Genomic DNA, 11,436 nt, shown 5'->3' on the forward strand with positions numbered 1-11,436 from the left:
GAGTGAAGCCTGAAAAGCTGCCGAGTCTACCAGAAAGCCCGCGCCCGTTCAGTGCGCAGGCGAGGAGGCGGGCGAGGTTATCGCGCCAGCCCCAGGTGTGTGAGGCTGCGGCGAAAGGCCGGGTCATCCAGGTAGGCGACATTGAGCCGCGTCCAGGCTACGGGCATCTGCCGGTCGACTGCGAAGATCGAGCCTGGGGCAAGCATCACGCCCTGGCTCAGGCACTGGCGGGTGAGGGTGTTGGCGTCATCGGCTCCGGGAAAACGAGCCCACAGATAGAGGCTTTGTTCGGGCCGGCAGAACACCTCGGCACCCAGCCCATTGAGTACTTCCAGGCCTCGTTGCGTGGCGGCGCGCAATCGCTCCTGAAGGCGCGACAGGTGACGCAGGAAGTGCCCTTCGGCGAGGATCACATCGATGGTGCGTTCACTGTACTCGGCGCCGCTGTTGTGCAGCAGCATCTTCAGGTCGGCCAGTTCCTCGATGCGTTTTTTGCTGCCGGCAATGAAGCCGACGCGCAAGGCGGCTGAAATCGATTTGGAGAAACTGCCCAGGTAGAGGGTGCGCTCGGACTGGTCCAGGGCTGTCAGCTTTATCGCCGAGCTGGGCTTGAAGTCAGCCATGGCGTCGTTTTCCACCAGCAGCAGGTCATGCGCTTCTGCAAGCTGCAGCAGCTGGTGTGCCTTGGCTGGAGACAGGTCGGAGCCGGTCGGGTTGTGGCCCACGGACTGGAGGAAGAACAGCTTGGGACGGTGCTTCTTTAGCAGACTTTCCAGTGTGTTCAGGTCCGGGCCATCGGTCTCTCGCGCAATGCCGAGCATGCGCGCTCCTTGCAGTTGCAGCTTGCCGAACAGCGGGTAGTAGCCAGGGTCCTCGACCAGCACCGTGTCACCAGGGGCCACGTAGCGTCGGATGATCAGGTCCATTGCATGATTGGCGCCCAAGGTGGTGACCAGTTGCCGTGGTGACACGGCAATCTGGTAGTCCGCGAGCTTCTGCACCAGGCGCTGGCGCAAATCGGGATTGCCCAGCCGTGTCCCGTAGCGAAACAGGGTCGACACGCCGCCGCGCACCACTTGCCGGTGGAATTTGTCCAGGCGCATGTCCATCAGCCATTCAATCGGCGGAAACCCTTCGCCCAGGTGTGAGTGGCCAGGGTCGCGCACGAACTGCTGGCGCATCATCCAGATGGTGTCCAGCGCTCGGGTGTAAGGCTGTGGTTCGTCCTCCTCCTTGCGTGCTTTGAGGTTCTTGCAGACGAAGAACCCCTTGCCATGCCGAGCCTCCACCAGTCCCTGTGATGCCAGGTGTTCGTAGGCGGTGATAACGGTGTTCTTGGCGTACCCGTGCAAGCGCATGTACTCGCGCAACGAAGGCAGTTTGTTGCCCTCTTGCAGGGCGCCTTCGGCTATCTGCCTGGCAATGGCGTCGGCCACTTTTTGTGCAAGGGTTTGTTTGGGCATGGTGAAAAGGTCGTGGGTACAAGGAAGAAGTGTCTGGGCAAACTGTACCTTTTTTCAGGGATACAGTGCGGATAGTGTTCCGCAACCAAGAACAAACGACTCCAAGAGAGCCTCCCGATGTCCATCGACTCCCGCCTGCCCAATTTCCGCAATCTGTCGCCTTCGAAACGACTCGACTACGTTCAGCAACTGGTCGGTCTGTCTGCCGAGGACTCGGCTCTGCTCCGCGATGCCGGTGCACTGCCGATAGAAATCGCCGACGGCATGATCGAGAACGTGATCGGCACGTTCGAGCTGCCCTACGCGTTGGCGAGCAACTTTTGCATCAATGGCAGGGATGTAGTGATTCCACTGGTGGTGGAGGAGCCCTCGGTGGTTGCTGCGGCTTCGTTCATGGCCAAGCTGGCGCGTCCGACAGGTGGTTTCCAGACTTCCAGTAGCGCGCCACTGATGCGTGCTCAGGTGCAGATCATTGGCGTCAGCGACCCCTACAATGCTCGGCTCAGCCTGCTGCGCAGTAAGGACGAGATCATCGCCTTGGCCAACAGCAAGGATCAGTTGCTGAATAGCCTGGGTGGGGGCTGTCGTGATATCGAGGTGCACACCTTCATCGATAGCCCGCGCGGGCCGATGCTGGTGGCTCACCTGATCGTCGATGTGCGCGATGCCATGGGCGCCAATACGGTCAATACCATGGCAGAGGCGGTGGCGCCGCTGATGGAGCAGCTCACCGGAGGCAAGGTGCGTTTGCGCATTCTCTCCAACCTCGCCGATCTGCGTCTGGCCCGCGCTCAGGTGCGTATCGCGCCGGAGCAGCTGGATACGCCGGAGTACAAAGGCGCCGAGGTTATCGAAGGGGTGATCGATGCTTATACCTTTGCGGCGATCGATCCCTACCGAGCCGCGACCCACAACAAAGGCATCATGAATGGCATCGATCCATTGGTAGTGGCCACCGGTAACGACTGGCGAGCGGTTGAGGCCGGTGCTCACGCCTATGCCTGCCGCAATGGTCACTACGGTTCCCTGACCACCTGGGAGAAGGACAGCCAAGGTCACCTGGTCGGCACTATTGAAATGCCCATGCCGCTGGGGCTGGTGGGCGGCGCCACCAAGACTCATCCCCTGGCGCAGTTGTCGCTGCGCATTCTGGGCGTCAAGAGTGCCCAAGAGCTTGGCGAAATCGCAGTCGCCGTTGGGCTGGCGCAGAACCTGGGGGCTCTGCGTGCCCTGGCCACCGAAGGCATTCAGCGCGGTCACATGGCCTTGCATGCGCGTAATGTCGCGTTGTCGGCCGGTGCTCGTGGTGATGAGGTGGACTGGCTGGTCAAACGGATGGTCGAGGCGCGAGATGTGCGCGCGGATCGCGCGGAGGTTCTGCTGCGCGAGAAGCGTGGGCAATGACCATGGAAGCGGTAAGGCTGGTAGAGGTCGGTGCACGCGACGGCCTGCAGAACGAGGCCATGACGCTGCCGGTGGCGGTACGCGTGGAGCTGATCGAGCGCCTGGTTGCGGCCGGTTTGCAAACCCTGGAGGCCGGGGCGTTCGTCTCGCCGCGCTGGGTTCCGCAGATGGCCGACTCTGACGAGGTGCTGCGACGGCTTCGGCAGCACCCAGGAGTGACCTATACGGCGCTGGTGCCCAATCTCCAGGGGCTTGATGCTGCGCTGGCGGTTGGCTGCAGAGAGGTCGCGGTTTTCGCGTCTGCATCCGAGCTGTTCTCGCAGCGCAACATCAACTGCTCCATCGATGAAAGTCTGCAGCGCTTCCAGCCCGTGCTTGGCAAGGCAGCGGAGCAGGGCGTGGCCGTACGCGGCTACGTGTCCTGCGTGCTGGGTTGTCCGTTCAGTGGTGAAGTGCCGGTGGCTGACGTGGTTCGAGTCGCCCGTGAACTGTATGCCATGGGCTGCTACGAGATCAGCCTGGGTGACACCATCGGCAGAGGTACGCCGGGGCGGGCCAGGCAGCTCATTGAGGCGTGCGCCAGCGAGGTGCCGATCGCTGCTTTGGCTGGGCACTTCCACGATACCTATGGCATGGCAGTGGCCAATGTTCAGGCCGCTTTGGAGGCCGGCGTGCGAGTGTTCGACAGCTCGATCTCCGGATTGGGCGGCTGCCCGTATTCGCCAGGTGCCACCGGCAACGTGGCAACCGAGGAGCTGGTCTATCTGTTTCATGAGCAGGGGCTGGCCACCGGTGTTGATCTTCCTGCGTTGCTCGAGGCGGGCGCCTTTATCGATGCCGAGCTAGGCAAGGCATCGGCATCCAGAGTGGCTACCGCTCTGCGCAGCAAAGCACGTAGCCAGCAATAACAGCAGCAAGGGCTGGCAGATGGCATTGGTGTCGATGCCGGCCTTCCGATAACCCATGAATGACGGTCTCACGGCCGCCCAAGCAACAGCTTCCTCAATAACAACAAGAGCCCGCAAGGGCGAGGGACATCATGAATCAAGAACTTGCCAGGCCGGCCACAACGCCGGCCGAGGTCACGCGCGACACGGACAACCTCTATGAAGTGTGGGGCGATACCGTGGATTCCAGGCATCTGGTGCTGGCCATCCTGGTCAGCTCTGTCGTCAGTCTCGGTACCTATGCGCTGGCTTTATGGATTCTTGCCGGCATCCTGGATTCGGCGCAGATGGCCAAGGCCTACGCCATGCTATTTGGAATTCTGGGTTGCCTGGCTGGCGGTACGATCAGTGCTCTTTTGTTCAAGCCCAAGCGCGATGTGATCGAGCATGCCGCGGACCCGGCGTTTCGCGAGCAGGTGGTCAACGATCTGCTCAAGGAGTACGGCAGCCTCGGTCGCCTTGAGGAAACCTCGCCCGAGGTAATTGCCGAGCTGCGCGATCTGGGGCTCTACGAGCTATTTCGTGATGCCGAGCTCCGTGAACAGACTGCGCCGTCAGCGGCTGACGCTGGGGTAGATGCGTCCCTGCAGCCAAGCGGAGGGCGTTCGTAATGGAAGGGTTGCTCTACGAAATTCTCATGGCGTTGGCGCTTGGCTTGTTCGGTGCGGTGCTGTTCTCTGCGATTGGCCTGGTTTCAGGAACCGATGAAACCACGACCCTGGCGCCTTTGACCATGTTGGTGGTGATGCTGGGTGCGCCGCCAGCCGGCATTCTCACCTTCTTTCTGGCTGGCGCGGTGGCCAAGCATATGACCCACGCCGTTCCCACCGCGCTGCTGGGAATTCCCGGTGACACCATGGCGACGGCGCTCATCGGCGACGCCAACTACTTGCGCCGACTCGGCGTGCCCCACGTGGCGTTGCGCAAGATGATCACCGGTGGCGCAATGGCCGCGCTGATCGCAGTGCCGTTATCGGTGCTGTTCGCGGTGTTGCTGGCGCCGTTCGGCGATGTGATCAAGCAGTTCGCGCCCTGGGTTTTTCTCTGCGCTGCCTTTGCCATTGCTTACTTCTCGGCGGGTCGTTGGGCGTCGGTGCTGGCGCTGTTGCCGTTCGTGCTGGTCATCGTGGCCTTGCAGACGCTGACAGCTCAGTACGACGTCAAGCTCGCCGTCAGCTATTTCCTCGGTATCGCAGTCGCGCCGCTGATCGCCTCGCTGTTCTCGCTGCTGGCGCCAGTCGAGCGCGAGAGGATGCGTCGCGATGGCTTTCGCGTCTTTTCCCTGGCTCCGGACATGAAGGGCTGGAAAGGCTACTTTCCTAATCCGTTTCGGGTGATCAACAAGCGCCAGCGGCGGATGACCGCGATGGCTGCCAGTGTCACCAGTGCCACCTTCGTCTTCAGCCCCGTGGCCATGACGGTGATCATGGGTGAGGTGATCGGGGCCCGTATCAAGCAGGCATACGAGCGGCTGACCACGGTGATCACCGCGCGTAATGGTGTCACCGAGTCGACCTACATTGCAGAGGCGCTGATCCCCCTGATCGCGTTCGGCCTGCCGCTCAGCCCCGTCGCTGCCGGGCCGGCTGCGCCGCTGTTCAATGCGTCGCCGCGGTTTACCGTCGACAGCGCGACGGGCGAGGTCAATAACCTGCACAACCTGTTGAACTACTGGGAGTTCTTCGGTTACGGCATGTTGGCGGTGGTTGTCGCCATCCTGATCGCCTATCCCTTTTCCATGAGCTTCGCCCATCGGGCTGCTTCCTTCGTGTTTCGCAAGATCAGCCACGAAGCGGTCATTTCCACCTTCATCGGCCTGGCACTGGTCGTGGGGATCTGGGAGGGCGGCCTGCTCGGGGTGCTGGTGGTCGTCACCATCGGCTTGCTCGGTGGCTTCCTCGGGCGCTTCCTGGGGTTCAACATCGGCGTGCAGTTCATGGGGTACTACACGGCGGTGTTGAGCGTACCGGCCATGCTGGCGTTGTTGAGGTAGGGGGCAACCTCGGGTTCAGCGGTGCCTCTGGCGTTAGCGCAGCAACTCCAACGGTCCGCTGATGCCAGCCAGGTAGTCATCCACGCATTGCAACACCAGCTCGCTGCGCCAGCGCTCGGGCTGGTCGGCCAACTCGTTGCGCGTCAACCAGGTAATGCCGCTGATGTCGGCGTCCAGCTCGCGCTCCGGGTCATGGCGCACGGGACGGGCAATGAAGCAGACGCGCTGATAGGTCACGCCATTGCTCGGCGCGGTATAGAGATAGATGCCGAGCAAGGCGGTGAGCTCCACCTCCCAGCCGGTTTCTTCGAGCGTCTCGCGCAGTGCGGCTTCGCATAGTGATTCGTCGGCCTCCAGGTGCCCGGCCGGTTGGTTGAGCACCATGCGGCCGGCCTTGAATTCTTCGACGAAGAGGAAGCGGCCATCTTTTTCGATCACCGTTGCCACGGTGATATGGGGTTGCCAGTCCATTTTCGCTCTCTCAGGAATTATTTGCTGGATGAAGTTCTTGTAGGAGCGAGCTCTGCTCGCGAAGCCATTTTTCGCGAGCAGAGCTCGCTCCTACAGAGATGTCCGTATCCATAAATAAAGAACCCCGGCACCAGGCCGGGGTTCTTTTTGCACTCAAGGCTTATCAGGCATTCAGTGCGGCCAGAGCGGCGTTGAAGGTGCTGCTAGGGCGCATCACCTTGCTGGTCAGCTCGGGGTTGGAGCGGTAGTAGCCACCGATTTCGGCCGGCTTGCCTTGTACGGCCGCCAGTTCGCCAACGATGGTCGCTTCCTGCTCGGTCAGTTGCTTGGCCAGCGGGGCGAAGCGGGCTTTAAGCTCGGCATTGTCATTCTGCTCGGCCAGGGCTTGCGCCCAGTACAGCGCCAGGTAGAAGTGGCTGCCACGGTTGTCGATCTCGCCGACCTTGCGCGCCGGGGACTTGTTGTTATCCAGCAGCTTGCCGGTGGCCTGATCCAGGGTCTTGCCCAGTACCTTGGCCTTGGCGTTGTTGGTCTTGATGCCGGTTTCTTCCAGCGACACGGCCAGGGCCAGGAACTCGCCCAGGGAATCCCAGCGCAGGTAGTTCTCTTCGACCAGCTGTTGTACGTGTTTCGGAGCCGAGCCGCCGGCGCCGGTTTCGTACATGCCGCCACCGGCCATCAGCGGAACGATGGACAGCATCTTGGCCGAAGTGCCCAGTTCCATGATCGGGAACAGGTCGGTGAGGTAGTCACGCAGTACGTTGCCGGTTACCGAGATGGTGTCCTGGCCGCGGATCATGCGCTCCATGGAGACGCGGATGGCTTCGTTGTAGCCCATCATGCGGATGTCCAGACCGGTCAGGTCGTGGTCCTTGAGGTACAGCTCGACCTTCTTCTGCAGTTCGCGGTCGTGGGCGCGCTCCGGGTCCAGCCAGAAGATGGCCGGGGTGTTGGACTGACGAGCGCGGGTAACGGCCAGCTTGACCCAGTCGCGGATCGGCGCGTCCTTGGTCTGGCAGGCACGCCAGATGTCGCCAGCTTCGACTTCGTGCTGCATCAGCACGGTGCCGTCGGCAGCCACGACGCGCATGGTGCCGTCGGCGGTCATTTCGAAGGTCTTGTCGTGAGAGCCGTACTCTTCGGCCTTCTGCGCCATCAGGCCGACGTTCGGCACGCTGCCCATGGTGGTCGGGTCGAAGGCACCGTTGGTTTTGCAGAAGTTGATCATTTCCTGATAGATGCGCGCGTAGGTGCTCTCAGGCATGACGGCCTTGGTGTCTTTCTGCTTGCCGTCCTTGCCCCACATCTGACCGGAGTTGCGGATCATCGCCGGCATCGAGGCGTCGACGATCACGTCGCTCGGGATGTGCAGGTTGGTAATGCCCTTGACCGAGTCGACCATGGCCATTTCCGGGCGATGGCTGTAGACCTCGTGGATGTCGTGCAGGATCTCTTCCTGTTGCGAGGCGGGCAGGGCCTTGATCTTGTCGTAGACGCTGCTGATGCCGTTGTTCGGGTTGACGCCCAGTTCCTTGAACAGCTCGCCGTACTTGTCGAACACGTCCTTGTAGTAAACGCTGACGGCGTGGCCGAAGACGATCGGGTGGGAGACCTTCATCATGGTCGCCTTCACGTGCAGGGACCACATCACGCCGGTTTCCTTGCAGTCCTGCAGGGTCTTCTCGAAGAAGTCACGCAGCTTGCGGCAGCTCATGAACATGCTGTCGAGCACTTCGCCTTCCTGCAGGGCGAGTTGCTTCTTGACTTCGACCTTGCCGTCCTTGCCGACGAACTCGATGCGCACGTCACCGGCCTTGGCCATGGTGATCGACTGTTCGCTGGAGAAGAAGTCGCCGCCGCGCATGTAGTCGGCGTGGGACTGCGAAGCCATGCTCCACTTGCCCATGCTGTGCGGGTGTTTGCGTGCGTAGGCTTTTACCGCGGCCGGAGCGCGGCGGTCGGAGTTGCCTTCGCGCAGAACCGGGTTCACGGCGCTACCCAGGATCTTGGCGTAGCGTGCGCGAACTTCCTTGTCTTCTTCGCTTTGCGGGTCTTCCGGGAAATCGGGAATGCCGTAGCCCTGAGCCTGCAGCTCGGCGATGGCGGCCTTGAGCTGAGGTACGGAGGCGCTGATGTTCGGCAGCTTGATGATGTTGGCATCGGCCTGCAGAGTCAGCTCGGCCAGTTTGGCCAGGTCGTCATCGATGCGCTTGTCGGCGTCCAGGCGGTCGGCAAAGCTTGCCAGGATCCGTCCAGCAAGAGAGATGTCGCGGGTTTCAACGGAGATGTCAGCCGATGCGGCAAAGGCTTCTACAATGGGCAGAAGCGAATAGGTAGCAAGGGCCGGAGCTTCGTCGGTGAAGGTGTAGATGATCTTCGAAGGGGTGGACATTTAGGGTTAACTCTCTTCTTTGCTGAGCGCGCATAGAAACTCGACCTGCGCCGGTAGGCACTTGAGCCCCATGGTGGCGGGGCCGGGTCGAGGACTCGCCGCGGTGATGTTGGATGCACCCGTAGAGTGTCGAGCAGTTCGAGCCGGCAGACAGTGGTTGCCGTTTACCGGTTTCAAGAGGTTGCTGTCTGGTTCCAGACAGGTCACCCCTTATGACTCGTTAGTCACCTAAGCAGTATACCACTGCGGCACCTCGCCGCAGAATGCCCAGTTGAATAAGACCTTTGCACATATGTTTCACCGGACGCTTTGCGCTACTCTCGGGAGTGCACACTGTCGGAGCCTTGCGGGCTTGGCCGTTCGTTGCGAGGGAAAGCCCGGGTTGAGGCAGTTTTTTCGAATTTTCGAGAAGAATAGCCAGCTATTTGACGAGAAAAAGCGGAGAAAATGACCAATCCGGCTTTTCCGCAGTAGAACAGTGTCAAGTTCGGCAGGCTCCTAACCACAAGATGGAGTCCAGCATGGGATACCAAAAGATCCAGGTGCCAGCCACCGGTGACAAAATCACCGTTAATGCCGATATGTCGCTGACTGTTCCGAACAACCCGATCATCCCTTTCATCGAGGGTGATGGTATCGGCGTCGATATTTCCCCGGTGATGATCAAAGTCGTCGACGCCGCCGTCGAAAAAGCCTACGGCGGCGCTCGCAAGATCTCCTGGATGGAAGTTTATGCCGGCGAAAAGGCCACTCAGGTGTACGATCAGGACACCTGGCTGCCGAAAGAAACCCTCGAGGCTGTGCGTGATTACGTGGTTTCGATCAAAGGCCCGCTGACCACGCCAGTTGGTGGCGGCATCCGCTCACTGAACGTGGCATTGCGTCAGGAGCTCGATCTGTATGTCTGCCTGCGCCCGGTGCGCTGGTTCGAAGGCGTGCCCAGCCCAGTGAAGAAGCCGGGTGACGTCGACATGGTGATCTTCCGCGAGAACTCCGAGGACATCTACGCCGGCGTCGAATGGAAAGCTGGCAGCCCCGAAGCCGAGAAGGTCATCAAGTTCCTCACCGAGGAAATGGGCGTCAAGAAGATCCGCTTCACCGATATGTGTGGCATCGGCATCAAGCCGGTTTCCGAAGCTGGCACCAAGCGCCTTGTGCGCAAGGCGCTGCAGTACGCCGTGGACAACGATCGCAGTTCGGTAACCCTGGTGCACAAAGGCAACATCATGAAGTTCACCGAAGGTGCCTTCAAAGAGTGGGGTTACGAAATCGCACGTGACGAATTCGGTGCCGAGTTGCTCGATGGCGGCCCTTGGATGCAGTTCAAGAACCCGCGTACCGGCAAGAATATCGTGGTCAAGGATGTGATTGCCGACGCCATGCTGCAACAGATCCTGCTGCGTCCGGCCGAATATGACGTGATCGCCACGCTCAACCTCAATGGCGACTATCTGTCCGACGCCCTGGCGGCCGAAGTCGGTGGCATCGGTATCGCGCCGGGTGCCAACCTTTCCGACTCCGTGGCGATGTTCGAGGCGACTCACGGCACGGCGCCGAAATACGCCGGTCAGGACAAGGTCAATCCCGGCTCGGTCATCCTCTCTGCCGAGATGATGCTGCGTCACATGGGCTGGGCCGAGGCGGCCGATCTGATTATCAAAGGCACCAACGGCGCCATCGCTGCGAAGACTGTGACCTATGACTTCGAACGTCTGATGGAAGGTGCGAAGCTGATGTCGTGCTCCGAGTTCGGAGATGCGATGATCAGCCATATGTAGGCTAATTAAGGTGTGAAAAAAAGGCCGGTCAATGACCGGCCTTTTCGTGTTCAGCACATCCATGTGCTTCGTATTCGATGAAGCTGTGGGTCAGGATGCTCAGACTTCGACAGTGCTCGCGATACTCTGCGTCTGGGTGGCTGCCACGGGGGCATCCTGAGTGGCGCTGGCTGCGCTGATATTGACCGCATGCAGTCCTTTGGGGCCTTGCACGATCTCGAAGCGGACCGGCTGACCGGCCTTGAGCGTTTTATAACCGTCCATCTGGATGGCCGAGTAGTGGGCGAACAGGTCCTCATCTCGGCCGTCGGCCAGGATGAATCCATAGCCTTTGGCGTTGTTGAACCACTTGACCTTACCGCTGAGCATGCTGATATCCCTCTGCAAAGGACTCCATCTCTGGAGTATCATCCACTTCATTCCGCGCGATAACCGACCAGGCTGGGCGAAGGCGTGGAATCCCTGATACCCACCAGTGGGTATTCATTTGTTGTAACACCCTTTTGCCGTTAGTCAAGGCTATACGGCGGATGGCTGAGAACTCAGTCAAACTCCCTCTAGCATCCCCGTTCGCCCAGCCCTGAACCTCTGATTTCAGCATGCATGCAAGTAGCCAGATTCGACTAACATTCAATCAGGATCACCCGGCAGAGCATGAGGATGACTCCTCTGGTATTGCTGTTCAGGAATCCAAGCCAGCATTGCAGGCACCACCGATGTACAAGGTGGTCTTATTCAATGACGACTACACCCCGATGGATTTTGTCGTCGAAGTGCTCGAAACGTTTTTCGGCATGAACCGGGAGCTGGCAACCAAGATCATGCTCGCCGTCCATACAGAGGGGCGTGCGGTATGTGGTGTGTACACCCGCGATATTGCGGAGACAAAAGCAATGCAGGTCAATCAGTACGCGCGAGAGAGCCAGCATCCGCTACTCTGTGAAATAGAGAAGGACGGTTAACGCCGGCCACTTGGGTATGAGGTGAA

Annotated in this window: 10 protein-coding genes; 6 read left to right on the forward strand and 4 right to left on the reverse strand. The window is 60.3% G+C overall.

Translation table 11 applies throughout. The features are described 5' to 3' along the window. Positions 1–77 precede the first annotated feature (77 nt). Complete coding sequence (locus tag CXP40_RS00785; RefSeq protein ID WP_106732206.1) at positions 78–1,463, reverse strand: PLP-dependent aminotransferase family protein; 1,386 nt, start codon at positions 1,461–1,463, stop codon at positions 78–80. Between the two features lie 117 nt (positions 1,464–1,580). Between CXP40_RS00785 and CXP40_RS00790 the strand changes: the two genes are divergently transcribed. From CXP40_RS00790 to CXP40_RS00805, 4 genes are all read left to right on the forward strand, one after another. Then, the gene (locus tag CXP40_RS00790; protein ID WP_106732207.1) at positions 1,581–2,867 is read left to right on the forward strand and encodes a hydroxymethylglutaryl-CoA reductase, degradative; all 1,287 of its coding nucleotides are present in this window, start codon (positions 1,581–1,583) and stop codon (positions 2,865–2,867) included. Further along, a complete protein-coding gene (locus CXP40_RS00795; RefSeq protein ID WP_106732208.1) occupies positions 2,864–3,775 on the forward strand; it encodes a hydroxymethylglutaryl-CoA lyase in 912 nt (303 codons plus the stop codon). Before CXP40_RS00790 ends, CXP40_RS00795 begins: the two co-directional genes overlap by 4 nt. A gap of 131 nt (positions 3,776–3,906) precedes the next feature. After that, complete coding sequence (locus CXP40_RS00800) at positions 3,907–4,425, forward strand: hypothetical protein (RefSeq protein WP_106732209.1); 519 nt, start codon at positions 3,907–3,909, stop codon at positions 4,423–4,425. Beyond that, on the forward strand, positions 4,425–5,807 hold the full coding sequence (locus CXP40_RS00805) for a tripartite tricarboxylate transporter permease (protein ID WP_106732210.1): 1,383 nt from the start codon (positions 4,425–4,427) through the stop codon (positions 5,805–5,807). Before CXP40_RS00800 ends, CXP40_RS00805 begins: the two co-directional genes overlap by 1 nt. Positions 5,808–5,840: 33 nt before the next feature. Here CXP40_RS00805 and CXP40_RS00810 read toward each other — a convergent pair whose 3' ends face one another. Further along, positions 5,841–6,278, reverse strand: coding sequence for an NUDIX hydrolase (locus tag CXP40_RS00810; protein ID WP_106732211.1), 438 nt, complete (start codon positions 6,276–6,278; stop codon positions 5,841–5,843). A 163-nt stretch (positions 6,279–6,441) separates the two neighbouring features. Beyond that, positions 6,442–8,670 (reverse strand): NADP-dependent isocitrate dehydrogenase, encoded by a 2,229-nt coding sequence (locus CXP40_RS00815; protein ID WP_106732212.1) that lies wholly within the window; start codon positions 8,668–8,670, stop codon positions 6,442–6,444. Positions 8,671–9,191: 521 nt separating this feature from the next. Between CXP40_RS00815 and icd the strand changes: the two genes are divergently transcribed. Beyond that, complete coding sequence (gene icd, locus CXP40_RS00820) at positions 9,192–10,448, forward strand: NADP-dependent isocitrate dehydrogenase (RefSeq protein ID WP_106732213.1); 1,257 nt, start codon at positions 9,192–9,194, stop codon at positions 10,446–10,448. Between the two features lie 99 nt (positions 10,449–10,547). Here the strand turns inward: icd and cspD are convergent, their stop codons facing one another. Then, positions 10,548–10,817 carry a cold shock domain-containing protein CspD gene (gene cspD, locus CXP40_RS00825; protein ID WP_106732214.1) on the reverse strand — a complete coding sequence of 90 codons (270 nt, stop codon included), beginning with the start codon at positions 10,815–10,817 and terminating at the stop codon, positions 10,548–10,550. A gap of 230 nt (positions 10,818–11,047) precedes the next feature. On the opposite strand from cspD, the gene clpS reads away from it, so the two are divergent. After that, complete coding sequence (gene clpS, locus CXP40_RS00830; protein WP_003460431.1) at positions 11,048–11,410, forward strand: ATP-dependent Clp protease adapter ClpS; 363 nt, start codon at positions 11,048–11,050, stop codon at positions 11,408–11,410. The last annotated feature ends 26 nt before the right edge of the window (positions 11,411–11,436 follow it).

The organism is Pseudomonas sp. YY-1 (assembly GCF_002843095.1).
GTDB classification, from domain to species: domain Bacteria; phylum Pseudomonadota; class Gammaproteobacteria; order Pseudomonadales; family Pseudomonadaceae; genus Aquipseudomonas; species Aquipseudomonas sediminis_A.

What these genes read in the sequence shown, in the direction of transcription:
- cspD (WP_106732214.1), bottom strand. Translation starts at nt 10,817, where the DNA reads ATGCTCAGCGGTAAGGTCAAGTGGTTCAACAACGCCAAAGGCTATGGA.
- clpS (WP_003460431.1), top strand. Translation starts at nt 11,048, where the DNA reads ATGCATGCAAGTAGCCAGATTCGACTAACATTCAATCAGGATCACCCG.
- CXP40_RS00805 (WP_106732210.1), top strand. Translation starts at nt 4,425, where the DNA reads ATGGAAGGGTTGCTCTACGAAATTCTCATGGCGTTGGCGCTTGGCTTG.
- CXP40_RS00815 (WP_106732212.1), bottom strand. Translation starts at nt 8,670, where the DNA reads ATGTCCACCCCTTCGAAGATCATCTACACCTTCACCGACGAAGCTCCG.
- CXP40_RS00785 (WP_106732206.1), bottom strand. Translation starts at nt 1,463, where the DNA reads ATGCCCAAACAAACCCTTGCACAAAAAGTGGCCGACGCCATTGCCAGG.
- CXP40_RS00810 (WP_106732211.1), bottom strand. Translation starts at nt 6,278, where the DNA reads ATGGACTGGCAACCCCATATCACCGTGGCAACGGTGATCGAAAAAGAT.
- icd (WP_106732213.1), top strand. Translation starts at nt 9,192, where the DNA reads ATGGGATACCAAAAGATCCAGGTGCCAGCCACCGGTGACAAAATCACC.
- CXP40_RS00800 (WP_106732209.1), top strand. Translation starts at nt 3,907, where the DNA reads ATGAATCAAGAACTTGCCAGGCCGGCCACAACGCCGGCCGAGGTCACG.
- CXP40_RS00790 (WP_106732207.1), top strand. Translation starts at nt 1,581, where the DNA reads ATGTCCATCGACTCCCGCCTGCCCAATTTCCGCAATCTGTCGCCTTCG.
- CXP40_RS00795 (WP_106732208.1), top strand. Translation starts at nt 2,864, where the DNA reads ATGACCATGGAAGCGGTAAGGCTGGTAGAGGTCGGTGCACGCGACGGC.